The organism is Providencia sp. CIM-Carb-044 (assembly GCF_033901115.1).
Classification (GTDB): Bacteria; Pseudomonadota; Gammaproteobacteria; order Enterobacterales; family Enterobacteriaceae; genus Providencia; species Providencia hangzhouensis.
Genome location: NZ_JAXADV010000013.1, coordinates 41,426 through 67,005, shown reverse-complemented (window position 1 = coordinate 67,005; position 25,580 = coordinate 41,426). Strand labels below are relative to the sequence as shown.

Annotated in this window: 24 protein-coding genes; 21 read left to right on the top strand and 3 right to left on the bottom strand. The window is 40.8% G+C overall.

What is annotated here, in order from left to right; translation table 11 throughout:
- Positions 1–38: 38 nt before the first annotated feature.
- Genes SJ312_RS19470 through SJ312_RS19440 form a run of 7 tightly spaced genes read left to right on the top strand, consistent with a single transcriptional unit; the run spans position 39 to position 6,933 of the window.
- Positions 39–1,037, top strand: a complete 999-nt coding sequence (locus SJ312_RS19470) for a 3-oxoacyl-[acyl-carrier-protein] synthase III C-terminal domain-containing protein (RefSeq protein WP_004259133.1) — start codon at positions 39–41, stop codon at positions 1,035–1,037.
- Positions 1,034–2,041, top strand: coding sequence for an NAD(P)-dependent oxidoreductase (locus SJ312_RS19465; RefSeq protein ID WP_319868224.1), 1,008 nt, complete (start codon positions 1,034–1,036; stop codon positions 2,039–2,041). The genes SJ312_RS19470 and SJ312_RS19465 overlap by 4 nt, the downstream gene beginning before the upstream one ends.
- Positions 2,035–2,838, top strand: coding sequence for an MBL fold metallo-hydrolase (locus tag SJ312_RS19460; protein WP_094961569.1), 804 nt, complete (start codon positions 2,035–2,037; stop codon positions 2,836–2,838). The genes SJ312_RS19465 and SJ312_RS19460 overlap by 7 nt, the downstream gene beginning before the upstream one ends.
- Positions 2,832–4,112, top strand: coding sequence for a F390 synthetase-related protein (locus tag SJ312_RS19455; protein WP_319868230.1), 1,281 nt, complete (start codon positions 2,832–2,834; stop codon positions 4,110–4,112). Before SJ312_RS19460 ends, SJ312_RS19455 begins: the two co-directional genes overlap by 7 nt.
- On the top strand, positions 4,109–4,723 hold the full coding sequence (locus SJ312_RS19450) for a phosphatase PAP2 family protein (protein WP_187710771.1): 615 nt from the start codon (positions 4,109–4,111) through the stop codon (positions 4,721–4,723). The genes SJ312_RS19455 and SJ312_RS19450 overlap by 4 nt, the downstream gene beginning before the upstream one ends.
- Complete coding sequence (locus SJ312_RS19445) at positions 4,716–5,840, top strand: sterol desaturase family protein (protein WP_272574966.1); 1,125 nt, start codon at positions 4,716–4,718, stop codon at positions 5,838–5,840. The genes SJ312_RS19450 and SJ312_RS19445 overlap by 8 nt, the downstream gene beginning before the upstream one ends.
- On the top strand, positions 5,830–6,933 hold the full coding sequence (locus SJ312_RS19440) for a fatty acid desaturase family protein (RefSeq protein WP_094961573.1): 1,104 nt from the start codon (positions 5,830–5,832) through the stop codon (positions 6,931–6,933). Before SJ312_RS19445 ends, SJ312_RS19440 begins: the two co-directional genes overlap by 11 nt.
- 34 nt (positions 6,934–6,967) lie before the next feature.
- On the opposite strand, the gene SJ312_RS19435 is transcribed toward SJ312_RS19440, so the two are convergent.
- A complete protein-coding gene (locus SJ312_RS19435; RefSeq protein ID WP_004259157.1) occupies positions 6,968–8,287 on the bottom strand; it encodes a polysaccharide deacetylase family protein in 1,320 nt (439 codons plus the stop codon).
- Positions 8,288–8,580: 293 nt separating this feature from the next.
- On the opposite strand from SJ312_RS19435, the gene SJ312_RS19430 reads away from it, so the two are divergent.
- The 3 genes from SJ312_RS19430 to SJ312_RS19420 all read left to right on the top strand — a co-directional run bounded on the left by SJ312_RS19430 (position 8,581) and on the right by SJ312_RS19420 (position 12,152).
- Positions 8,581–9,693 (top strand): mandelate racemase/muconate lactonizing enzyme family protein, encoded by a 1,113-nt coding sequence (locus SJ312_RS19430; protein WP_004907900.1) that lies wholly within the window; start codon positions 8,581–8,583, stop codon positions 9,691–9,693.
- Positions 9,694–9,942: 249 nt separating this feature from the next.
- Positions 9,943–11,253: an MFS transporter gene (locus SJ312_RS19425; protein ID WP_096864484.1), complete on the top strand. Its 1,311-nt coding sequence runs from the start codon at positions 9,943–9,945 to the stop codon at positions 11,251–11,253.
- Positions 11,254–11,417: 164 nt separating this feature from the next.
- Positions 11,418–12,152: a Crp/Fnr family transcriptional regulator gene (locus SJ312_RS19420; RefSeq protein ID WP_099975398.1), complete on the top strand. Its 735-nt coding sequence runs from the start codon at positions 11,418–11,420 to the stop codon at positions 12,150–12,152.
- On the opposite strand, the gene exuR is transcribed toward SJ312_RS19420, so the two are convergent.
- Complete coding sequence (exuR, locus tag SJ312_RS19415) at positions 12,153–12,914, bottom strand: transcriptional regulator ExuR (protein WP_004259169.1); 762 nt, start codon at positions 12,912–12,914, stop codon at positions 12,153–12,155. It abuts the gene before it with no gap.
- Between the two features lie 240 nt (positions 12,915–13,154).
- Between exuR and SJ312_RS19410 the strand changes: the two genes are divergently transcribed.
- The 7 genes from SJ312_RS19410 (at position 13,155) to SJ312_RS19380 (ending at position 19,546) form a co-directional block, all read left to right on the top strand.
- The gene (locus SJ312_RS19410) at positions 13,155–14,648 is read left to right on the top strand and encodes a UxaA family hydrolase (protein ID WP_004259171.1); all 1,494 of its coding nucleotides are present in this window, start codon (positions 13,155–13,157) and stop codon (positions 14,646–14,648) included.
- Between the two features lie 224 nt (positions 14,649–14,872).
- Positions 14,873–15,724 carry a MurR/RpiR family transcriptional regulator gene (locus tag SJ312_RS19405; protein ID WP_004259175.1) on the top strand — a complete coding sequence of 284 codons (852 nt, stop codon included), beginning with the start codon at positions 14,873–14,875 and terminating at the stop codon, positions 15,722–15,724.
- Between the two features lie 185 nt (positions 15,725–15,909).
- Positions 15,910–16,341: a PTS sugar transporter subunit IIA gene (locus SJ312_RS19400; RefSeq protein ID WP_319868223.1), complete on the top strand. Its 432-nt coding sequence runs from the start codon at positions 15,910–15,912 to the stop codon at positions 16,339–16,341.
- Positions 16,342–16,350: 9 nt separating this feature from the next.
- Entirely contained in the window at positions 16,351–16,824 is a 474-nt protein-coding gene (locus SJ312_RS19395; RefSeq protein WP_004259181.1) for a PTS system mannose/fructose/N-acetylgalactosamine-transporter subunit IIB, read from the top strand.
- A gap of 46 nt (positions 16,825–16,870) precedes the next feature.
- Positions 16,871–17,662 carry a PTS mannose/fructose/sorbose/N-acetylgalactosamine transporter subunit IIC gene (locus tag SJ312_RS19390; protein WP_094961577.1) on the top strand — a complete coding sequence of 264 codons (792 nt, stop codon included), beginning with the start codon at positions 16,871–16,873 and terminating at the stop codon, positions 17,660–17,662.
- A complete protein-coding gene (locus tag SJ312_RS19385) occupies positions 17,659–18,489 on the top strand; it encodes a PTS system mannose/fructose/sorbose family transporter subunit IID (RefSeq protein ID WP_004259186.1) in 831 nt (276 codons plus the stop codon). The genes SJ312_RS19390 and SJ312_RS19385 overlap by 4 nt, the downstream gene beginning before the upstream one ends.
- Before the next feature lie 13 nt (positions 18,490–18,502).
- Complete coding sequence (locus SJ312_RS19380) at positions 18,503–19,546, top strand: tyrosine-protein phosphatase (protein ID WP_164565557.1); 1,044 nt, start codon at positions 18,503–18,505, stop codon at positions 19,544–19,546.
- Positions 19,547–19,744: 198 nt separating this feature from the next.
- On the opposite strand, the gene araD is transcribed toward SJ312_RS19380, so the two are convergent.
- A complete protein-coding gene (gene araD, locus SJ312_RS19375) occupies positions 19,745–20,443 on the bottom strand; it encodes an L-ribulose-5-phosphate 4-epimerase (protein ID WP_319868221.1) in 699 nt (232 codons plus the stop codon).
- Positions 20,444–20,899: 456 nt separating this feature from the next.
- On the opposite strand from araD, the gene SJ312_RS19370 reads away from it, so the two are divergent.
- The 4 genes from SJ312_RS19370 to SJ312_RS19355 all read left to right on the top strand — a co-directional run bounded on the left by SJ312_RS19370 (position 20,900) and on the right by SJ312_RS19355 (position 25,574).
- Positions 20,900–21,712 (top strand): DeoR/GlpR family DNA-binding transcription regulator, encoded by an 813-nt coding sequence (locus SJ312_RS19370; RefSeq protein WP_096864479.1) that lies wholly within the window; start codon positions 20,900–20,902, stop codon positions 21,710–21,712.
- A gap of 212 nt (positions 21,713–21,924) precedes the next feature.
- Positions 21,925–22,917: a substrate-binding domain-containing protein gene (locus tag SJ312_RS19365; RefSeq protein ID WP_319868229.1), complete on the top strand. Its 993-nt coding sequence runs from the start codon at positions 21,925–21,927 to the stop codon at positions 22,915–22,917.
- Between the two features lie 157 nt (positions 22,918–23,074).
- On the top strand, positions 23,075–24,592 hold the full coding sequence (locus tag SJ312_RS19360) for a sugar ABC transporter ATP-binding protein (protein WP_094961581.1): 1,518 nt from the start codon (positions 23,075–23,077) through the stop codon (positions 24,590–24,592).
- Complete coding sequence (locus SJ312_RS19355; RefSeq protein ID WP_319868218.1) at positions 24,585–25,574, top strand: ABC transporter permease; 990 nt, start codon at positions 24,585–24,587, stop codon at positions 25,572–25,574. Before SJ312_RS19360 ends, SJ312_RS19355 begins: the two co-directional genes overlap by 8 nt.
- Positions 25,575–25,580: the final 6 nt, after the last annotated feature.

The window sequence follows — 25,580 nt, the reverse complement described above, 5'->3', positions numbered from 1 at the left end:
TTTATTGTCAATATTATGATGAGATAGGCACTACTTATATGTCTGGTAATAGGTCAATCACCCCACTAAAAATCATTGCTTCTGGTGTGGCACTACCTGAAAACAAAATTTACTCCTCAATGCTTGATGAAAAGCTCAATAAACCAAAAGGTTTTGTTGAAAAACATTCAGGTATCGAATATCGCTTCCATGCAAGTCATACCGATTCACAAGCAGTGTTAGCTTCCCTGGCGATTCAAAATGCATTGCATGCGAACCATATCGTACCAAGCAGTATTGATATGCTAATTAATGCGTCTGCAATTCCCGTGCAAGCTTTGCCTTGCTCCGCAGCACATATCCTTGAACAATCAAATTTAAATCAAGGGATTGCCTGCTTTGATGTTAATTCAAGTTGCATAAGCTTTATCACTGCGCTACAGGTTGCTGCGGGGTTATTAGCCACCAGTGCTTATCAACGCATTGCAATTGTTTCTGCGGATATCGCCTCGCGTGGTATTGATTGGCAAGATAAAGAATCATCGTTGATTTTTGGTGATGGTGCAGCTTGTGTTGTTGTGGAAAAAGGGGATGGGAATAGTGGAATTATTTCTTACACACACACCACTTATACCGCAGGCATTGATTTTTGTGAAATTCGCGCAGGTGGCACAAGACGCAACCCACGCGCAGGGATGATTGATGATGATTTTCTGTTCCATATGCAGGGGAAAAAACTGTTTCGCCTCGCATCTTCTTTGATTGAAGATTTTATGCAGCAGGTTTTCAGTGAATCAGGTATACAACTCAAACAAATTGGTACCGTGATCCCACACCAAGCAAGCCATCTTTCTTTAGAACATATGCGCCAACGTGTGGGCGTAACAACTGAGCAATTAGTCGATATCTACTGCCATCGTGGGAACCAAGTTGCGGCCTCTATCCCTTCAGCATTACACGAAGCAATTATCACAGGCCGTTTCTATGAAAAGCCTAGTGCCATGTTAATTGGTACTGCCGCTGGGTTAGCGCTGTGCGCCATGGTATTAGTGCCATGAAGATCCTCGTCACAGGTGCCACGAGTGGCCTTGGTAGAAATGCAAGTGAGTACTTACTGGGGCGAGGTTTTGAAGTCGTCGCTTGTGGGCGAAACCCGCAAGCAGGAGAACAGCTAGTAAAAATGGGAGCTGAATTTATCTCTTGTGAACTGGCTCAGCTTTCTTTGCAACAGGCCAAAGAGATGATGACTGGCTGTGATGCCATTTGGCACTGCGCTGCTCTTTCTTCACCTTGGGGCAAACGTCAAGATTTTGAGACAACAAATGTTCATGCAACTCAAATTTTAGCTACTGCTGCGGGAGAAGCCAAAGTCTCACGCTTTATCCATATCTCCACCCCAGCCATTTATTTTAATTTCACCCACCAGCAAAATATTCATGAGTCTACAGTTAATAAATATTTCGCTAACCAATATGCCAGAACAAAGTATTTAGCCGAAACTAAGATTGAGCAGTGTGTTAGCCATTTTCCGACAACTCGTTACACTATTTTGCGCCCTCGAGGTTTATTTGGCCCCCATGATCGCGTTTTGCTACCGCGTTTGCTCGCCCAAATAAAATCACGCAAGGGAAAACTGGTGTTACCTAATGGGGGAAATAACCATTTTGACCTCACCTATGTGGGAAATGTGGTTCACAGCATGCAGTTGGCGACTTTCAAAGAAGTGCTCCCTAATGGCGCCATTTATAATATTACCAACCAACAGCCTCAAGCACTGAAACAGACATTAAATCAATTATTTAGTGAACTTAACTTAGAGTGCGAAATTCGTTCAGCCCCTTACCCTTTACTGTATGTTATTGCCAGCCTATTAGAAGCCATTGGCTATTTAACGGGAAAAGAACCATTACTCACTCGCTATAGCCTTGGCGCAGCCTATTTCACCATGACATTAGATAACCAAAAAGCACAGCAAGAACTGGGTTACTATCCTTTATATAGTATGCAACAAGGTATTCATTTGACGGCTAAATGGCTGAAACAACAGGAGAACCCATGCTAAAAATTCATCAATATGAGGTGGGTTACTGCACACATCCAGGCTGTGTGGCTTTAAAAGGTGCTAGTTTTAAATCCTGTAAATTCCCAGCAAGAGCATGGCTGATTGAAGATGAGCACCAGCGTTGGCTGTTTGATACAGGCTATGCTACCCATTTTTATGATCATACGCGCCATGGCATTATGCGGTTATATCGAACCGTTACCCCAGTGTATTTCGAAAGCAAAGACGCCCTTGTCAATCAATTGGCTAATGATGGCTTAAAACCTAATGATATCAATGGGGTGATTTTGTCCCATTTTCATGGTGACCATATCGCGGGGCTACGTGACTTCCCTGACATCCCCATTATTTGCTCAGGAGATGGCTGGGCTAAAACACGCCCTTTAACAGGGTTTGCTGCATTGAAAAATGCCTTTGTCAGTGGTCTTCTACCAGAAGACTTTGAACAACGTACTGTATTTTATGAAGGTTTCCCAAAGGTGGCGTTACCTAATGAATTACAAGTTTTGGGCGAAGGCTATGCGGTAAATCAACAAAAGACGTTATTCATTGTGCCGCTCCCTGGGCATGCTGCAGGGCATATTGGTTTGTGTGTACTAACTGACTCAGGCTGGATATTGCTCGCAGGTGACGCAGCATGGTCTCCCACTAATTACCGTGAATTGCGCGGCCCTATGGCCATTGCCAATATCATCATGGATGATAAGCAGGCTTATTACGAAACACTCAATAAATTACATGAAATTGATAAACGCAATGTGGTTATCCAACTGTGCCACGAAGGGGATTTATTGTGATCCTCTCGATGCTTTGGCATTACTGGCGCGCTCGTCATTTGACGTTTCGCAACCGTGACGAGCTAGAAGCTTATCAACAAAAACGTTTGGCACATTTTAAGCGCAAAGTGTTATCGAAAAGCCCTTACTTTCAGCAATATATCAATCAGCCATTATCGAATTTCCCCATTATGAATAAACAAATCATGATGGATAATTTTGATGAGATGAATACCGCCGGGCTTTCTAGCCAAAAACTTCTAGAATGTGCCCAAAAAAGTGAGCAATCTCGGGATTTTGCCCCTAAAGTAGGGCGCTACAGTGTCGGGTTGTCCTCTGGTACCTCAGGCCGTCGAGGCCTTTTCGTTGTTAGCCCAGAAGAACAAAATGTTTGGTCTGGCAGCATGTTAGCTAAAATGCTACCTAAAAGTCTGTTTAGTGGTGAAGGTGTTGCTCTATTTTTACGTGCTAATAATAACCTGTATGAAAGTGTCAATAACCGTTGGATTTCACTGCGTTTTTATGACCTTTTTGCAGATTTTGACCTGCAACTTACTGCACTTGAACAATATCAACCATCAATTATTGTTGCGCCAGCCCAAGTGCTATGCGCAATAGCTGACGCCATTAACCAACAGAAACTTCAACTAAATGTGCAGAAAGTCATTTCCGTGGCTGAAGTATTAGAACCCCATGATAAACAAAAATTACAGGATTGCTTCCCCAATGTTGGAGAGGTCTACCAAGCAACGGAAGGTTTTTTAGGCTGTACTTGTTCTCATGGTACTTTACACTTAAATGAAGCGTTTGTGCATATTGAGCCTAATTGGCTTGATAATAACCGTTTTTCGCCGATTATTACGGATTTTACCCGTAAAACACAGCCTATCGTTCGTTATCAACTGGATGATGTGTTAGTGGTGAAAAAAAACACCTGCCCATGTGGCTCCCCTGAAATGGCGATAGAACGCATTGAGGGTCGTTGTGATGATTTACTGCAACTTCCAGGCTATAACGGCAAAATGGTGACGATTTTTGCAGATCCCTGTGCGCGGGTTATTGTGAATCACTTACCTGTTACTGCTGATTTTCGCTTAACACAGCAAGGCAACTCATTATATTTACAGGCTGAATGCTCTCCCATGGAGTTATCCCATTGCCAGCAACAGCTAGCAAGTTACTTTGCAAGCCAACACGTTGATATTACGCAATTAGATTGGCAATTATCATCAGCCGCTATTACGCAAGCACTCTCGGTTAAAAAGCGACGTATAACCCGTAAGGAAGTAAAATGAACAACAGGGAATTATTCACTCGCTTTATTTATTGCCTACTCGGCTGGGGAACCGTAGGTATTGTTTACCAATATACCGGGCAAGTGACTGGGCAAGCTCATATTTTACTCCCTAGTGAACTAGATAATGCCGTCCCATTTTCCCCCGATGCCATCTGGCTTTACCTCTCCTTTTTTCTGTTTATCCCACTTGGGTATTTTCTCTGTCCCCTAAGAAAAGCGCGCCCACTTATGTATGCCATGCAACTCTGTGCGCTGGTTTCTGGAGCTGTTTATTTGTGCTACCCCACGACTATGCTATACCACGATTACGACTTATCAACCTTATCCGGACTGGCTTTATCTGCTTTAATGAATATTGATAGCCCACAAAATTTACTACCTTCTCTACATGTCTCATTGACTCTCGTCGTACTGAATGCATTATGGTCAACACAACAAAAATTTCGCACGGTTCTAGCCGTAATTTGGGCCCTTGCTATTTGTGCTTCTGTATTGGTGTTAAAACGCCATTTATTTATTGATGTGGTCACTGGCGCACTCACCGCTTGTGGGGCATTAGTGATTGTTCACACTGCGAAGTTTGTCTTAAAGAGAAACACTCATGAATGAATTAACTTTTCCGATTGTTTTCATGTTAGCGGTTGTGGTCGCAGAAGGTTTGGTGATAACCAAAACACAAAAAGGAACCGTTAGCTGGCAAGAATTAGTGTTCAACCTGAACTCTGGACATATTATGTTGTGGTTGTTTAGAGGGTTAGAGATTTTTTGTTACGGCTTTGTCGTGACCCACTACTCGTTCAATCTCGTTGAAAACTGGCCAACCGCACTGGTGTGGGTGTTTACGATTTTTGCTTGGGACTTTGGTTTTTACTGGCTACACCGTTTACACCATACCTACCGTGTTTTATGGGCCGTTCATGTGGTACATCACCAAGGGGAGCACTATAACCTATCATTAGGCGTGCGTAATTCGTGGTATTCATCACTGACATCAATCCCATTCTTTATGTTGCTGGCATTAATGGGGATCCCTTTAGAAGTGTTTATCACCGTTTCAATATTGCACTATACCATTCAATTTTTTAACCACAGTGCGCTGATCCCGCGTTTGGGTTGGTTGGAGAAATTTATGGTAACGCCACAGCACCACCGAGTTCACCATGTGAAAGAAGGGCACTATTCCAACCGTAATTTTGGCGGCAGTTTTATTTTTTGGGATAAACTGTTTGGTACGTTTTCCAAATTACCTGAAACGGAACACCATTTTGGCATCAAAGGGGCTCCTGCTTCTGAAAACCCATTTATTGATAGTAATTTGCCTTTTTGGCGTATCATTAAACGTCGTAGTCAACCCAAGGAAAAACCCGCACCATTATTTCGCGCGAACCAAATCGTATTAGTAATGGGAACACTTCTCCTATTTAGCCTAGTTATTGGTTATGTCTATATTTATGGCTATGGTTATCAGGGAACGACTCAACAGCAAGTGATTTTATTTATCTTATTAGCCTTAGGTACCGTGGCACTATCAGGTATTTCAGATGGCCGCAAAATTGGCCTGATGAGCTGGTTTTTTATCGCTTGCTTACTATTAATTTGCATTTTATTTATTTGGCAATGGACAACGCCATTTTGGGTAATTTTTACCACGGCTCTGTGGCTGCATAGTTTATTAATGTTACTTGGTATCGGCAGAAAACCCATACAGGTGCGTGATGTCGCCTGAGCCGCTAAGGCCGTTAGGCTACCAACACCGCCATGATCAAGCGTTCCAAAAAGCGTTGAACAAGGCCGCTAAACACTATTTACAACAGCGTGCAGATCACCGGTTCGCTGACTTACGCTTTTATTTAAAAAGCTTGGTTTTAATCTTGTGCTGCCTAGGCAGTTACGGCATAGCGCTATGTGTTAACGCGTCTTGGGCTTTTTTTATTTTTTATCCCCTGTTTATCTGTTTCGCATTATTATTGGCAATTAATTTAGTTCATGATGCTTCCCATAATGCGATTTTCAAACAGGCCAAAGCCAATTATTGGCTCAATTTTTGGGTCACTATTCCGTTGGGTTTAGACCCTGAATGTTGGCGAGTCAGGCATATTATTTTTCACCATGCTCACACCAACATTCGTCATTATGATTTAGATATCGAAGAAAATTTTGTCTTGCGCCAAACCCCTTATCAGCGCTGGTACCCGTTTATGCGAGCTCAGCATCTGTATTGGCCATTAATTGCCGCAATGACTTTCCCTGCATTGATTTGGTTCTTTGATTGGATGGACAGATTTCATTTGACGCGCGTCGCCCCGCATATGCGCCATCAAGGCCGTCGTGGTATTGGGGCATTTTTATTGGCTAAGTTACTACATTTGATTGTTGCAATAGTCATACCTGCGTTTGTTATCACTGATATCAGTTTAGGTACCTTGCTACTCACTTACTTATTTAGCCAAATGCTTGCCTCCCTCGTATTTGTTGTATTAATACTTGGCACCCATTGGGCGAAAGCAACTTTTTATACGCCCCCCAAAGAAGGCAATATGCCGCATGGTTTTTATACTCATACTTTTTCAACCACTTATGATTGGCAAACCACACCTCGTTGGCTAACCTATTGGTTAGGCGGGTTAAACTTACATCTTACACATCATTTATTTCCGAATTGGAACCACCGCCATTACCCTGCACTTGCTAAGATCATTGAGCAAACCGCCGAACAGTTTTCGATGGATTATCATTGTATTAGCGCGAAAGAACTGTTTGTTTACCAACAACAATTTTTAAAAGAGATGGGAACGGGCAAGCAAGCGGATGAGCACTGAGCCAAACAACCCAGTGCTTACTTCGCTATATTGATTATCTGTCGATAATAATATTTTGATTTATGACGCTTTTTTCACTATTACCTACCATCTGAGCAAATTTCTCTAATGGGTCAGTCCGAAAAGCATACAAACGTTTGAGCGCAAAAGGGTTATCCCCCAATTTAACTTTTCCTTGAATGGTCGTGACGGCAAGATGTAGCCCCGCATCTTTAGCCGCATCCATCGCTGATTGGTTATAACCACCAAATGGATATGCAAGGTAACGCTGCTCAGGTTCGAAACGGCTTAGAATTCTCATCGACCGTTTGAAATCCAACATGATCGTATGTTCTTTCCGGCTAAATAAAATGGGTGAATTATGATTATCTAAACGATGTAAAAAGTGAGTATGAGATTGGATATTAAAAACGTCTCGGCTATCTTTTATCTCTTGTTTATTCATAAATTGTAAGTCATGCGCTGACCATTTTTGTGGCTGTGTTTTAATCCGCGAAGAAATAATAAATAGCGTCGCCTGCTGGCGGTTATGCCTTAAAATCGGTAATGCATAGCGATAAACTGATTTTAAACCATCATCAAATGTCAGCACGACTGCTTTACCTGGTAAGTTAGCAGATTTATTCAGATAATCTTCCACATCGGCAAGCGAAAGCGTTTGGTAACCCGCCTGTTTTAAATAATTCATTTGTTCACGAAATGCTTCCACGGATGTCGTCGTTGACGTGTCACGAAAATGCTTATTTTCACTGTCTTTGAGAATATGGTGATAAGTTAAAATTGGAATGCCTTTATCTAATGCTACATCATCTAAACGCACATAGCCCAGCCTATCCCCTAGGCGAATCGTTAGCCAAGCAGTCTTTTCTCCTGCTTTATCCGTTTTAATCATCCGCGCTAACACAGGGTAGCGCAGGTTTTCCCATAAAGAGGCAATTTGCTTACTATTACTCTGAGTTGAGTTATATACCGCTGTTTTTTGGTGCGTGACCAAATAATCATAAATGGGATTTTGTAAATCATTTAGCCTATCCACTTCAGGTACATAACGCGGTTTTTGGTTAGAAAACGATACTGTTTTTACAAAGGCATACCCATTGCCAAACTGCATTGCACAATAATCCCCCGAAGGAGAATAGGCATAAAAACCGTGTTCTGCATTGAGTTCTGCGACAGCTCGCATTTCCCCAGCAATCATCGCAAAAATAATTTCAGGCTGTTTTGTTTGCACTAGCTTTGGTGGGATGTCTGCCAACTGCCAATCGTCAGTGTTGTTGACGGTCTCAGAAGCCAAAGATTGGGGAAGATAATTCGTAAATAAAATACAAAGCAATAAAAGAAATCGTTTAGACATGTTTTATCCACTATAAAGCTGGGTTTCCGCCATTATTCTAAACCTACTCTAGATTGAACCCCATACCCTGATAAAAATTTTTATTGTTCCCTGCTTCCCATTATTTTCACCTATTAAGCTGTTATACCAATTTTAAAGATACGCCATAATCTATCATACAAAATAAAGAGATCTAGCTCATATTTATCAGTAAAAAGCGCCATACAGGCACAATCTGTAAATCATTTGACAGTTTAATCCACTTCCCACTGTTAGATTGGCATTCAACCACCTTACAACACCTGGGAACAACAATGAAAATAAAAGAAATTAGTACTTTTATCATGCACGTACCTGTCACTAATGACCTAATTGGTGACTCAACTCACAGTATTACCCATTGGGGAATGCCGGGTGTCATGATCAAAACAGAATGTGGGTTAGTCGGCTATGGCCACACCGGAACACACGCCGATATCACTACCGACCGCTTAATCACCACCATTATTGAAGATGTTTTCGGTCCTATGTTACTCGGCGAAGATCCAACAGAAGTACGTTATTTGCACCGAAAACTCACTCGCAGCTCAACCAATATTTGGGTTGGCCGTGGTGGTCTGATGCAAATGGCAATTTCTGCCATCGACATCGCCCTTTGGGATCTTAAAGCTAAAGCCGCAGATCAGCCGCTCTGGCAACTGTTTGGCGGTTCAAAACACAATAAAGTTAACGCCTATAACACCGACTGCGGTTGGTTAGTGCGTAGCCAAGAAGACTTAGTCGATGATTGTAAAAAAATGATCTTCGAAGAAGGCTTCAAAGCAATAAAAATGAAGATTGGCAAACCAGACCCACGCGAAGATCTACAACGTATTGAAGCAGTTCGCCACGCAATTGGCGACGATATCGACCTAATGGTCGATGCAAACGGTAAATGGGATATCAGTATTGCCAAGCAATATGGCCACCGTTTAAATGATTTCAATATTAAGTGGTTTGAAGAACCATTATGGCATGATGATGTCGCCAGCCATAAACAGCTTGCTGCTTATATGGATACACCTATCGCATTAGGTGAATTACTTTATCACAATGATTCATTTAAAGAATTTGTCTTGGCGGGTGCCGTTGATTACTTACAACCTGATGCAACACGCTGTGGCGGTTTAACAGCGGTATGGGAAATTGCTGACTTAGGTATGGCCTTTAATTTACCAGTGACACCACACCATGGCGATATGATGCAGGCACAATTGCATCTGGTAATGGCACATCCCGCTTGTTCTTTACTGGAATTTATTCCATGGACACTGGATTGCTTTGTTGACCCAGTCGAAGTCATTGATGGTGTTTATACCACACCAACCGCGCCTGGGGCAGGTACGACGTTAAAACCTGAAGCATTAGCCAAATTTAACGTGAAATAATGATCATTCCCTTTTTCAATATTTCATTTCTAACAACATGAAAAAGGGAAATTAATAACAAGAATTATTCATTTTAAATTACTTATTTATACTCTGAATAATTCATGGTGCAATCAACAACACTGCAACTTGAAGTATGACGAGTACATTAGCTCTATACTCTACTCTGCTGGTTATTCAGCGGCGGGCTAAACACATAATAAAAATGAATAAATAACATTACTATCTTACAAAAAACTGGGGTGAACCATGTCCACCAATACGGATCATTTATCATCGGCTACCAGCAAAGCAATACGAAAAATAATACCTATGGTGGTATTAATGTTCATATTGGCTTATTTAGACCGTTCAAATATTGGTTTTGCAAAACAAGAGTTTCAATTAACAACTGGGTTAAGTGACGCTGCATACGCATTTGGCGCAGGGATCTTTTTTATCGGCTACGCACTATTTGAAGTGCCAAGTAATATTCTGTTGTACCGAATTGGCGCTCGGGTATGGTTATCGCGCATTATGGTCACATGGGGGCTAGTCTCTGCCGCCATGATGTTTGCTCATGATGAAACCACCTTTATTGTGCTGCGTTTCTTACTTGGTGTCAGTGAAGCGGGCTTCTTTCCGGGGGTTATTCTGTATTTAACCTTCTGGTTCCCACAAAATATCCGGGCACGGGTGACAGGCTACTTCTTATTTGGGGCACCACTGGCGTTTATCATTGGCGGCCCATTATCTGGCTCATTATTGTCGTTGGAAGGAACTTCATTTGCCTTCGGTTTATACGGCTGGCAGTTAATGTTTGTCGTAGAAGGCTTATTAGCATCTATTGTCGGGATTTGGGTGTTCTTTTACCTTGATGACCGCCCTGAAAAAGCCAAATGGCTGACAGCTGAGGAAAAAAGTGCACTTTCCGCTAAATTAGCCTTGGAAGAAGATGCCAAAGCAGGCCATAGCCCGAAAGGCGCCTTGAGAGCATTATTAGATATGCGCGTTCTCTACCTGTGTCTGATTTGGTTTACCGTTCAAATATGTGGCTATGGGATTTATTTCTTCTTACCAACCCAAATCGGTACGTTGTTGGGCAGTAAAGTCGGCATACTTGTAGGCTTTGTTACCGCCATTCCACCACTGTGTGCGGCAATTGCGGTTTATTATGTACCTCGTATTTCAGAACGTCTAAAAGAACGTCGTAAAGTCGCTGCCATCACCTTTATGTTAGGTGCTGCGGGAATTGCGGTTTCTGGTTTATTCGATAGCATTCCCGTCATTGCGATTATTGCCCTGTGTGTGGCAGCGGCTGGTCACTTGGCGATGCAGCCTCTGTATTGGAGCTTCCCATCTGCATACTTAGGCGGCACCGCAGCTGCATCGGGTATTGCTTTGATTAACTCAGTGGGTAACTTAGGTGGTTTTGTGGCACCAAACTTACGAGTTTGGGCTGAAACTACCTTTGAATCTGCCCGTGCAGGACTCTATTTTATCGCATTGGTCACCTTTATCGGTGGTCTGTTGATTCTGACATTAAAAAGATTAGGTATTGAAAAACGATTTGAAGATTAATTAATTATCTTTTAAATCCCTCCCGAGCCACATTAATGGCTCGGGTTTTCTATTACCTTATTTCTTATTTATGAGGTTTACTCGAATATTACGGCGGTTCATGATTGAACATAACCCTACCAAATGTCATGATAAAGTTAGCCAATCATGCAGGGAGCATTCAGATGAACATTGCGGTACAAAACAGCCAATTAGTTCTAACGCATGAAAATATTCTTGAAATATTAAAAACAAATAGTTGGTTTAGTAACTTACCTGATTATTTGATTTCCATCTTAATGACATGCGCCACATTACGTTTCTATCCAGATGGTGAAATGGTTCACTATCAGGGTGACCCTGCTCGTGGTCTATATGCGGTGATTCAAGGTTCAGTAAAAGTAAGTTCAATTTCCTCAGATGGCCGTGAATGTGTATTTCGCTATCTTTCACCAGGCAATTGGTTTGGCGAAATTGCCATGCTAGATAAATCAGCGCGCACCCATGATGCCAAAGCGATTAGCCCAACCATATTACTGACGATATCACCGAAAGACTTAACCATGATCTTGGAAAAACACCCCGTTTTTTACCAATTTCTGAATATTTTACTCTGCAAAGTGATTCGTAATGCCTTTACCATTATCAATGACAGTGCCTTATTATCTGTTTCAGCCCGACTCGCCAAACGCTTATTGAGCTTAGCAGAAGGCTATGGCGAACCTCATGAAAAAGGAATTCAACTAAGCTTATATCTCACACAAGATGACTTAGCGACCATCATTAATACCACACGGCAAACCATCAATAAGCGTTTAGTCGCATGGGAAAAACTAGGCTGGATTGATGCAAAATACGGGAAAATTATTTTAGTTAACCTCCCCGCGCTGAAGCAAATATCGGAAGATGATGAGGAATAACTAGCTGTTATCATCCATGGTTGGGCTATCTGCGAAAAAGTAGCGGTCCATGGTGAACTCGAAGTCATCACTGGTCGCGTTGAATAACATTTTTTTGGTATTTTCCAAATGTTGCCACATAGCTTGCCGCGCCCCTTTAGGGTCTCGACGCGCTAACGCCTGCAAAATTTGGTCATGTTCATCGCACCAGCTCTCAATCGAACGGTTATCAATATGCTCATGAAGCTTGAGCCAGTAAGGGTTACGTAAGCGTTGGCTCCACATTTGCTCAACGATCACCACCATCGCACTGTTATGGGTCGACGCGGCAATTTGCATGTGAAAAGCAAGATCCCATGTTGAATCACGAAAACGATCCTCTTTGCGAGCATGCTTTTGAATATCAACTAGTTTTAAAATATCTTCTTTGGTAGCTTGGGTCGCGGCAAACTCGGCGATATGGCTTTCAATCAGTTGCCTTGCTTGCAAGAGCTCAAACGGCCCACAGCGGCTAAACTCTAATCCCGTTTCTGTATTGACTGAGTTATTAGACCGGTTACTAATAACATGTATGCCAGATCCTTTGCGTACATCCACATAGCCTTCTACTTCTAACATAATGATGGCTTCACGGATCACAGTACGGCTCACCTTCATTTCGTCAGCAAGTAACCGTTCCGCAGGTAATTTAGTGCCAACTGGGTATTCGTCATTTTCGATACGTTCTTTGACCAGAGCCGCAACTTGTTGGTATAGGCGCGGTTCACTCTCTTGTGAGCTCATTATTTTCTCCTTTCACATAACCACCCGACTCGCTGGCCATCAATGTCCACAGTATAACGAAATTTTTCGACGATGGGTGAAATAGAACTTCACTAATAAATAAATCATAATAAATTGGTATAACACCTTTTAAAGTTGTAGACCAGATCGTATAATGAATGAAATTTAGACAACAAAAGATCATTCATACTTTTTATGGCTGATCATGCTTAATCCGATTTCCAGTTCAGGGAACGCAATATGATAAAAGATATAATTAAAATACATCCCAATGACAATGTCGCCATTACTTTAGTTAACCGACAAGCAGGGGAAACCATTAGTGTTGCAGAGCAATCAGTAACATTAAAACAAGATGTTGATCGAGGGCATAAAATTGCCCTCACCTTGATTGAGGCTGGCAATAATATTGTTAAATATGGCGCTCCTATCGGCCATGCAACGACGACCATAACGGCTGGAGAGCATGTTCATACTCATAATACCGCCACCAATTTAAGTGCCTTAAATGATTATGAATACCACCCTGAACACAACACAATTGCCGTTACACGGCCGGATCCAGAAGTGCAAATCTATCGCCGAGCAAATGGTGATGTCGCTATCCGTAATGAAATTTGGGTGATCCCAACGGTTGGCTGTGTTAATGCGCTGGCGAGAAAAATGATCGAACGCTTTAATAAACAACATAATGGCGCTTCTGATATTGATGGTGTTTATCTTTATAACCATACTTTAGGGTGTTCCCAGCTCGGTGATGACCATTTAACAACCCGTACTATTTTACAAGATATGGTTAAGCACCCTAATGCAGGTGGCGTTTTAGTCATCGGTTTAGGCTGTGAAAATAATCAAGTCGCCGCCTTTAAAGAAACATTAGGTGACTATGATGATGAACGCGTGAAATTTATGGTATGCCAACAATTAGATGATGAAATTGAAGCCGGTGTAGAGCACCTTAATGCACTTTATCAATTAGTACAGCAAGATAAACGTGAGGCAGGCAAACTGAGCGAAGTGAAATTTGGTCTTGAATGTGGTGGATCTGATGGCCTTTCAGGGATCACGGCTAACCCATTGTTAGGCTGTTTTTCTGATTTTTTAGTCAGCCATAACGGCACCACGGTGTTAACCGAAGTGCCTGAAATGTTTGGTGCTGAACAAATTCTAATGAACCACTGCCATGATGAACTGACGTTTGAGAAAACGGTCAATATGATCAATGACTTCAAACAGTATTTTATTGCCCATGACCAGCCAATTTATGAAAACCCATCTCCAGGTAATAAAGCCGGAGGCATTTCGACACTCGAAGAAAAATCCCTCGGCTGCACACAAAAAGCTGGCACTAGCCAAGTAATGGATGTTTTAAAATACGGGGAGCGCCTGACAACCCCAGGATTCAACTTGTTAAGCGCGCCGGGTAATGATGCCATTGCCACCAGTGCCTTAGGAGCAGCTGGCTGCCATATGGTGTTATTTACAACAGGTCGTGGCACGCCATATGGTGGCTTTGTCCCCACCATGAAAATTGCGACCAATAATGAATTAGCCGCCAAAAAACCCCATTGGATTGATTTTAATGCAGGTGCCTTATTAACAGGAAAATCCATGAATCAGTTATTAGATGACTTCATTCAGTTGGTTGTCAAAACCGTTAATGGTGAACCTACAAAAAATGAAATCAATGATTTCCGTGAATTAGCAATTTTTAAAATGGGCGTCACACTTTAAAAACAAACTAATCCCTATTGCTTTGGTTATTATTAAGCAATAGGGATATAACTAACTATTTATATTTATTAACTTTTTCCTACCGACCTTACTTTCTATCCTAAGCCATAAGCCCCATTATCGTGACACGAAGACAATAAAGAAAAGTCACCATTTCCCTATTTTTAAGATATGGTAGGATCCATTTCGTAATGACGAATTTTAATTTATTAGCAGGGTAAATAATGATAGACCTAAAACTTAGAGAGGCCAGAGACAGCCTTTCCACCAAAGAAAAACAAGTCGCTGAGTACATTATTGCTAATAAGAAAAACATGCAAAGTATGAGCATTCAATCCCTAGCCCAAGAAAATAAGGTCAGTACCACCACTATCTTGCGCCTGTGCCATAAGTTAGGCTACCAAGGCTTTAGCGATCTAAAAATTGATTTAATTTCATCGATTAATCACAAGTCTTACGGCACTCTACTACAAGAAGATATTGATATTAATGATTCAATGGAAACCGTTAATCACAAAGTAGGATTGATTGAAAAATCATCCATAGAAGAAACTTGCGCTTTGGTCAATTTAAATGCCTTTAAGCTAGCAAATGAATTAATTAGTAAGAGTAAAAAAATTGTCATTTATGGTGCAGGCAGTAGTGGATTAGTTGCAAAAGAATTTGAATATCAACTAATTAAAATAAAAAAAGATGTTAATTGTCACCTTGATTACAGCATTCAATTTAGTATCGTGAATACATTAGATCAGAACGATCTTGTCATTGTCATCTCTCATTCTGGTGAAAACCACGAATGTATCAAACTACTCACTCTTGCCAGAGAATTGAAAGTTCCGACCATTGCTATCACGAAAATGGGGCAAAGCTCGGTGTCATCGCTAGCAGAAACAGTCTTGCACACGATCTCCACGGAGCACGTTTCAAGGCTTATCCCTATTCGCTCAAAAATTTCGCAACTGACTGTAATTAATATGTTGATTACTAACTTATTTATTAAACAGTACGATGAACGAATTCAAAAACAAATTAGTACTCGTGCGGAGCGCTTTTCTCGCTTAAATAGCAATAACTAATCGGCTTTCTCCTCCTTAATATCTTCTATGTGGCTCTAAGTAGCCACTTCGATCTTGCTCACAAAAATGACCCTTTCTAGGAACTCCCCCTTTTCATTCCCCTTTTTTGTGATATTGTTACTTTAAAATAAATATATAAAAGTAATTTTATTACTAAAATAAAAAAATAAATATAAGGGGAAAAAATGAGCTCTCAAATACCTATCATACTGGCTAGCCATGGGCCTTTTGCACAAGGGTTATTGGAATGTGCTGAAATGCTAATCGGCTCTCAAGAAGATATCAGCGTGATTTCCATTCAAAGAGAAAGCAATATTAATGAGGTAAAAAAACATTTATTTGAAACATATCAAAATGTTAATAAAGGCGATGGCGTTTTAATTTTAGTGGATTTATTAGGCGGTTCTCCTTGCAATTTAGCCAGCGAGCTCGTTATTACCCAAAATGATGTTGTGCTGTACTGCGGAATCAATGTTCCTACTTTTCTCGAAATACTCAGCAGCCGAGACCTCCCTTTACATGAACTTCATCAAGTCATTAATGATGTATACCCTGACAGTTGCCTTAATGTCGGTGAACAACTTAAACCATTAGCACAAAATGATAGCGAACTTTAGGAGAATCCCATGCCAATTAATGTTGCTCGAATTGATGACAGACTTATCCATGGCCAAGTTATAACCACTTGGGTTAAAAATTTTGATATTGAACAGGTGATTATCGTCAATGACAAAGTTGCCAATGACACCGTTCAACAATCAGTTCTTACTATGGCTGCTCCACCAGATCTAAAAGTAGTCGTTTTTGGCGTCGATAAATTCATTGAAGTCTTAAAAAAAGCGGAAATTAAACGCCGCACTATGCTGCTGTTTACTAACAGTATTGATGTGAACAGGCTTGTCGAAAGTGGCTTAAAACTGGAAAAACTGAATGTCGGCGGGATGCGTATGCAAGAAGGCCGTCGTAATTTATCCCGTGCGGTTGCTGTAACACCGGATGAAGAACAAGCCTTTAGGTCACTTATCAACAATAACGTTGCCGTTGAAATTCAAATGGTTCCTAAAGATCCCATTGTTGAATTGAAAACATTACTCAATTAATTCATTTAATCATACTTATTTTCACTCAATAAGTAAGGAGCCTATTATGTTAGTAGAGGCCATTTTAATTGCAATTTGGGCAGGCATTTGCTCATTGGATGATGTCGGTCCGCAAATGCTAAGACGCCCACTGCTCACCGGTACTGTGGCCGGTATTATCATGGGCGATATGGTTCAAGGGTTAGCCATTAGCGCCACATTAGAATTGATGTGGATGGGAATTGGTAACGTCGGCGCTTATTCTGCACCCGATATTATCGCTGGTTCAATTATTGGAGTTGCACTCGGTATTGCTTCCAATGGCGGAATTGCAGCGGGTATCGCCCTTGCCGTGCCAGTCTCTATTCTATGCCAACAATTACTGATTATCTGGCGTTCTTTTGCCAGTTTCTTAAATGTCTGGGCCAGTAAATCCATTCTTGATGGAAACTACAGTGGCCTAACAAAAGTCCATTATTTTTCGACGCCACTGTGGTTTTTTATTCGCGCCATTCCCTGCTTTATTGCCGTTTATTTTGGTAGTGACTTAGTCAATAACATATTAAATGCCGTACCTGAAAGTATTCTTACCGGTATGGGGGTCGCATCTAAACTGATCCCTGCTGTCGGTATCTGTATTCTGCTACTCATGTTGCTTAAAGGCAGAATGTGGTTTTTCTTTCTGCTCGGTTTTATGCTCACAACCTATTTAAAACTGCCAATTATCCCAATTACTTTTATCGCTCTGGCATTTGCAGTGCTTTATGACATGGCATTTGCCAGCAGTTTGCGCCAAACACCAGAAGAAAAAACAGCACCAACCTCCCATAAAAATGAAGAAGAGGAGTATGACCTATGAGTGAAGTAACCACCTCTGAAAATAAGAAACTCACGAAAAAAGAGCTTAATGGTATGTTTTGGCGAATTCAAACCATGTCATTCTCATACAACTACGAAAAATTGCAAACTATTGGTTTTGCGCATTGTATGGTCCCCGTTCTCGATAAACTGTATGAAAAAGCGGATCAAGAAACACGTATTAAAGCCATGCAACGCCATTTCGAGTTTTTTAACACGCAAATTAACGCTGGCGCATTAATTCTCGGTGTCACCGCTGCATTAGAAGAAAAAACAACAGAAGAAGAAAAAGAAGCTGTCGTTTCTGTAAAAGCCGGTTTAATGGGGCCATTTGCAGGCCTAGGTGATAGCTTATTAAAATTTACGTGGTTGCCTATTTGCGGCAGCATCGGAGCCGCATTTGCACTGCAAGGTAATATTATTGGCCCTATCTTAATGTTTATTCTGTTTAATATCGTCAATATCGGCACCAAATATTTCTTTATTCATTATGGCTATAACAAAGGCGTTGATTTAATCGAGCAATCGAAAAAATCAAATATTATTCAGCGAATTACTAATATAGCGAACGTTGTCGGGGTCATGGTCCTAGGTTCCTTGATAGCGACGACCGTCAAGCTTTCCACTCCGCTAACCATTGCCGTCGGTGAGCAATCTATCAAAGTACAAGAGATGTTTGACAAGGTAATACCTAACTTACTCACTCTTCTCTTTGCCCTCGGTATTTTCTTCCTTGTTCGTAAATTTCAAGGGAAACATACCGTTGCACTCATTGTCGCCATTATGGTTTTAGGTGTTATTTGTTCTGTGTTCGGAATTTTAGGATGATAAAGGGAAATATATGGAAATCGAAGTCAACAGAGTGAGTGAATCAACACTCGAAATAAAGTTTAGTGAAATTCCATCCTCTCCTCTAGCATTATATTGGACGGATAGACCTGATACTCAAGTTTATCCTGAGAATTTCATTACAGATAAATTAGAGAATACCATTACAGTTCAAGACCCATTAAATGCTAAACAACGTATCTATTTTATTTTACAAAATGCCAACGGACGTAGATTATTCGCTGAAAGAACATTGCCTATTGAGGGATTAAATAACTTCCGTGATTTTGGGGGTTATACCACAACAGACGGAAAACAGGTGAAATGGGGAATGTTATACCGTTCCAACCATTTGTTTAATTTGAATCAACAAGCGGTCAACTATATTTCCCACCTAGGGATTAACAGCATTATCGATTATCGTACTCAAAATGAAATTAATAAATCGCCTAATTGCTATGTTGGTGAAAAGGAAACTTATCACCTTGATGCAACGGCTCAAACTGCTGAATTAGCAGCACAATTTGCCGCATCACCAGATAATGAAGACAAAGCACTAATCGAAAGTGTTATCCAACACATTCCGAAAGAAATGATTAACGGCGATGGGTTACAAATATTGGAACAATATCGCCAATTTGTGGTGAGTGATAAGTCAAAAGCTGCCTTTAAGCAAATGATAGAGGTTTTATTAAATAAACAAAATGCCCCAAGTATTCAGCATTGCCGTGGAGGAAAAGACCGAACGGGTTATGGTGCATTGCTGGTACTTTCCATGTTAGGAGTGCCAAAAGAAACCATTGTACAGGATTATATGATCACCCATTTTAACCGGCTTGAACGTAACGAAATTAAAATGGCGGGATATCGAAAAATAACCCAAGACCAAAATGTACTGGATTATTTACTCTCACTAATTGATACTCAAGAATCATTTATTTTAGAAGTCTTTAATACAATGGAGGAAATATCTGGCTCTGTTGAAAGGTATATTAAAGATGAACTTAAATTCACAGATAATGATATTAAGCAGCTTAGAGAGATATACTTAGTTTAAATAAATTTAATTATCTTATAAACAACCACAGGCTTAATAAAATAAACCTGAGAAATTGCTTTATTTAAAATAACAGTAAAATAGCCACATAGAATATTCATTGTGGCTATTTTATTGACGAAAAAAAATCCGTTATTGATCATAGAATCAATAATTACTCTCGTTCGCCAATTCTATTTAATTAATTTTTTAGCTACTTTATTTTTGCCCGTAATATGCATTTTTACCGTGCTTACGTAAATAGTGTTTATCTAATAATACTTGTTGCATTGAACCTACTTGTGAACTTAATTGACGGGTAAATAAATTCATATAGGCAATTTCTTCTAACACTACGGCGTTATGCACTGCGTTATCGGGGCTTGTCCCCCAAGCAAATGGGCCATGGCTATTCACTAATACGGCAGGAATATCTTTTGCTGACAGGCCTTTTTCCTTAAAGGTTTCAATGATCACATGGCCCGTTTCTCTTTCATAATCCCCTTCAATCTCACTTTCTGTCATTTTACGGGTACAAGGAATTTCACCGTAGAAGTAATCGGCATGGGTTGTCCCTAAGGCGCTCAATGGCTGCCCTGCTTGAGCCCATATCGTGGCGTGACGAGAGTGAGTATGAACAATACCGCCAATTTCAGGGAATGCTTGGTACAGTGCCAAATGCGTGTCGGTATCTGAAGACGGTCGATATTTCCCTTCGACTACTTCTCCACTTTCTAACGATACCACCACCATGTCTTCTGCTTTCATGGTTTCATAGTCAACGCCAGAAGGTTTTATCACCATTAGCCCAGCTTCGCGGTCAATACCACTCACATTTCCCCAAGTAAATGTCACTAGGTTATGTTTGGGTAAGGCAAGGTTCGCTTCAAAAACCTGTTGTTTCAATTGTTCTAACATAACAACTCCCTAGCTTGCTTAAATATGCTTTAATATCAACAACAAAAATTTATTATGGTGATGTTTTTTGTGTGTTGATAACCTTTATCTGGCTATTAAGGTAAACAGATTTAGGCCATTTAAAAAGCACCTCACTTTACAAATTCGTAACAAAATCGCCCAAGTCGGTCTTATTCGGGCATATTCAGTCAAATAAAGTCATAATACAGATGTGGTTAAATGACCGAGTTAGCCCAATATTTTTTGTTTATTAAGAGAAAAGCAAAAAAAACACCGCAAATATAGTGATTCAAATCTAATTATTATGTAACAAGCCACATTAGCACTCTTAAAATTAAGATCAAAATCACTTTAGCAGGCTTTGTTTTTTTCAAAAACAGATTACTTGAATCCAATCACGACAAAAAAAAAGCAACACGGGCAGAATAAATATCGTGGAAAGAATAGGAGTTAAATATGTTACAAGCCGAACGCCATAAATTAATTTGTTCTCATGTTTCGCAGAATGGTTCGGCGTTAGTACGTGATTTAGCTCAATTGTGTCTCGTTTCTCAAGAAACTATCCGTCGTGATTTAACTGCCCTTGAGCGGGAAAATAAGATCATCCGTAGCTTTGGGGGCGCGGTAGCCATCGACCAAGAAGAAATGTCGATGGTGAATGTTATGCCTTCTTCGGTCAAACTCAGTCAAATGGTTGATGGCGCAGAGTCTTTTCGCAAAAGAACCGAAGAGCACCCTGATGCCAAGATGAAGATTTCAAAGGCCGCACTAAAATTAATTCAGCCTGGTGACTGTATTATGTTAGATAACAGTAGTACTTGCTGGTTTCTAGCACGGCAAATACCTGATATCGACATTACGGTAGTGACAAACTCGGTCAAGATTATCCAAGCCTTGGCCTGCCGTGACCGAGTACGTGTTATTGGTATTGGCGGGGAATATTCAGAACGCCATGATGATTTTCATGGCCCAATTGCAGAAAGTATTATCCGTAGCTTTCAGATAAAAACCTTATTTCTTTCATGCCAAGGGTTCAATATCGAAAATGGTATTCGCGATGGCAGTGAAATAAACTCAAAATTAAAAAATATTATGTTACAGGTTTCCGAAAATAAAGTTTTGCTCGCGGATAATAGTAAATTAGGAAAATATGCATTTAGCCAGGTTTGTACATTTGATGATATTGACGTATTAATTACAAACAAACTAAATGATAATAGTTTTCAAGAAAAGTTCTCTAACCTTAGAATTATCGAGTGCGATAAATAAGTTATAAAAATAAAAATCATGTAACTGTGATGTAAGTAAAAAACAATAAGTTCTATTTTATTTTCTGTATTAAATAAGTGCAGGGATATTATTTACTCATAATTCCTTGGCACTTAATTATAGGCATATCTAAATATAAGAAGTTCATTATTTCTAAATAATGGAATTTCTTGATTTAGTATCCATCTACACTAAGGAATACAACTATGAACATGAAGAAGCTAGTTTTACCTTGTTTAATGAGCGTTGCACTATTTTCAAATGTCGCGATGGCTGAATCACAAAAAGCACAAAAGCCCTTTACCATGGGTGTCGTCGTTAAAGTCGGTGGTATTCCTTGGTTTAATGTGATGGAACAAGGTATTACTGAAGAAGGCAAAAAACTCGGTGTAAATGCCTTCCAAGTCGGTCCAACAACGGCTGACCCAGCGGAACAAGTTCGTGCTATCGAAGATTTAATCGCGAAGAAAGTGGATGTCATTGGCGTTGTCCCTAACGACGCTAAAGTGCTTGAGCCTGTATTAAAACGTGCTCAAGACGCTGGAATTAAAGTCATTACCCACGAATCACCAAACCAAAAAAATGCAGATTGGGACTTTGAATTACTTGATACCCAAAGTATGGGCGCTAACCATATGAGAGATATGGCGGCATGCATGGGCGAAGAAGGCAAATATGCCATGTTTGTGGGAAGCCTGACAGTACCATTAGTGAACGAATGGGCCGACGCTGCAATTGCTTACCAGAAAGCGAACTACCCGAAAATGCAAATGGTCGATGACCGATTTGGTGTTGCCGAATCCGTTGATGACTCAATGCGTACAGCTAATGATTTGTTATCTAAGCACAAAGACTTAAAAGGCATCATGTCATTTGGTTCACAAGGCCCTATCGGTGCAGGCCGAGCCATTGATAAACGCCGTAAAAATGATGAAACCTGTGTATTCGGGACATTCACACCTGGCCAAGGCATCAAATTACTGGAAAAAGGCGCAATTGATGGCGGCTATATTTCTAATCCAAAAGTCGCAGGACAAGTATTTGTACAGGTTGCGACTGCCATGATGAATGGTGAAGAAATTAAAGATGGCGTGTCTATTGGTGATATGGGTGAAATCAAAGTCAGTGGCAACACGATTTTGAGTGACAACCCCGTTAATTTGAATATTGGAAATACGAAAAAATTGGTCGAAGTCGGTCTGTAATTTCACCTTGTCAAAATAATGTTCAAAACAAAAATACAATATTTATCAAGATATTAATTTTAATGTTCTTTGAGTTCGAGTCGCCTGCACTAACGCAGCGGCTCGAACTCATCACGAACAAGCCAACACCAATTTATTTGCAGTAGGAATTGTACTTATGACAAGCACCTCAAAAGCTGACAAATCCGATCCACTCATTACCTTGCGCGACCTTTCCAAAAGCTTCGGTGGTCACCGTGCATTACGCAATATCGATTTGACGCTCAACAAAGGTGAAGTGCACTGTTTAGCGGGCACCAATGGGTGTGGGAAAAGCACATTAATTAAAACCATCAGTGGTGTCTATGCCCCTGATGACGGTAGCAAAATTGAAATTGATGGAAAAAGTTATCACCGGTTGACACCAGATAAAGCGCGGGAATTAGGCGTACAAGTTATCTACCAAGATTTGTCGTTATTTCCAAATTTAACCGTTGCCGAAAATATCGCCTTTGAGCTGAACCTCAAAGGCTATTTTGGCTGGTTTCGCAAAAAACAACTGCGCGAAAAAGCGCTAGAAATCCTCAATGAACTGGCTTTCACCATTGACCCCGACACACCTGTGCAATTTTTACCCATTGCTCAACGCCAACAAGTTGCTATCTGCCGCGCCCTAGTTGCTGATGCACGTCTGGTCATTATGGATGAACCAACGGCTTCATTGACCCGTACAGAAGTCAACCAACTACTCTCAACGGTTAATTACCTAAAAGATAAGGGTATTACTGTTGTTTTCGTAAGTCACCGACTAGAAGAAGTGAAAGAGATTTCTGACCGCATCACGGTGATCCGCGATGGTCAAAAAATTGGCACATGGCCTGCTGAAGGCTTAACTACCCGCAAAATTACTGAGTTAATGACTGGCTTAGATATTGTCCATGAACGTAAGCCACCTAATAACGCGGAAGACCGACGCACAGTACTTGAGCTAAAAAACCTCAGTCGAGCTGGGCAATATCGTGATATCAACTTAAATTTAAAACGCGGTGAAGTGTTAGGTTTATGTGGTTTGTTAGGCTCAGGCCGCACCGAATTAGCATTATCGTTATTTGGTATTACCCATCCAGATAGCGGCGAATTATTTATCGAAGACAAGCCTGTTAAGTTAAAAAACAACACCGACGCCATTAAGCGTGGCATTGGTTATGTCTCTGAAGACCGCCTGACTTTAGGTGCCATTTTACAACAATCCATCGCAGACAATATGGTGATTTCGATTCTTGATCGACTCAAAACACCTTGGCATTTAATCGATGAAAAACAGTGCCAAGAAATCGTACAAGAGTGGATAGCCGACTTAGATATTAAAGTCACCGACCCAAATAACGCCCTTTCAACACTTTCAGGCGGTAACCAGCAAAAAGTGGTACTTGCCAAATGGATTTTAACTCGCCCTAAAGTACTGATTTTAGATTCGCCAACCGTTGGTGTTGATATCGGTGCAAAAGACAGTATTTACAAGCTGATTCACCGTTTATCAGGTGTTGGTATCTCCATTTTATTAATTACCGATGAAGCCTCCGAAGCTTATTACAATTGCGACAGAATTTTACATATGAAACAAGGCGCTATCGTCAAAGAAATTGTGACAGATTCCATCAATGAGCAACAATTGGAGGAAATCATCAATGGTTAATTGGCAAAAATTACGACCACAATCTGTCGAAGGCTGGCTGACTTGGGTCATTCTTATCATGGTGGTGTTCTTCACATTGATGAGCCCACAATTTCTGACTATTCAAAATTTACTCGACCTCAGTGAAAGCTATGCGGTGACGGGTATTTTCGCCTTGGGCTTATTTGTGGTTCTTGTCACTGGGGGCATTGATATTTCGTTTGCCGCTGTGGCTTCCGTAGTGCAATACGTGATTGCGACTTGGTTATTGCAAGGTTTTATTGCAAGCCCTGCCGTTAGTATCACATTGGCGATTATCATCGGTATCGCTTTTGGCTTAATCAATGCCATTTTAATTTACTCGCTGAATGTTGTGTCAATTATCATCACCATCAGTATGCAATCACTGCTGTTTGGAATGCTGATGTGGTTAACCAACGGTCACAGTATTTATGACTTGCCAGATTGGTGGGTTGACCCTGTGACTATCCTGCCTTTTGAAGTGGATGGCGAATATTACCAAGTTGGCTTGCCGTTAATTGTAATGCTAGGCATTGCCTTCTTAACGTGGATTTTAATGAATAAAACCCACATCGGCCGTCAGTTATACGCTGTTGGCGGCAGCCAAGAATCTGCATCTCGTATTGGTATTCGTGTTTCCGTGATTTATCTGTTTGCATACGGCTACCTTGGCGCGATGGCAGCGATTGGCGGCATGTTGCAAACCTACCGAATGAGTGAAGTGGTACCGAGTGCCCTTGTGGGAGGGGAGCTGGATGTGCTTGCCGCTGCTGTATTGGGTGGAGCCAGTTTATCCGGTGGCAGAGGCTCGGTGATAGGTACATTAATGGGGGTTTTCCTGATTGGTATCTTGAAAAACGGCCTTAACCTGATTGGTGTTTCAAACTACTTCGTCAATATCGTCATCGGGCTGGTTATTCTCATTGCGATTTGTATTACCCACTATAAAAAACGTAAAGAGACGGACGTAGGTTTTGTTTAACAGGAA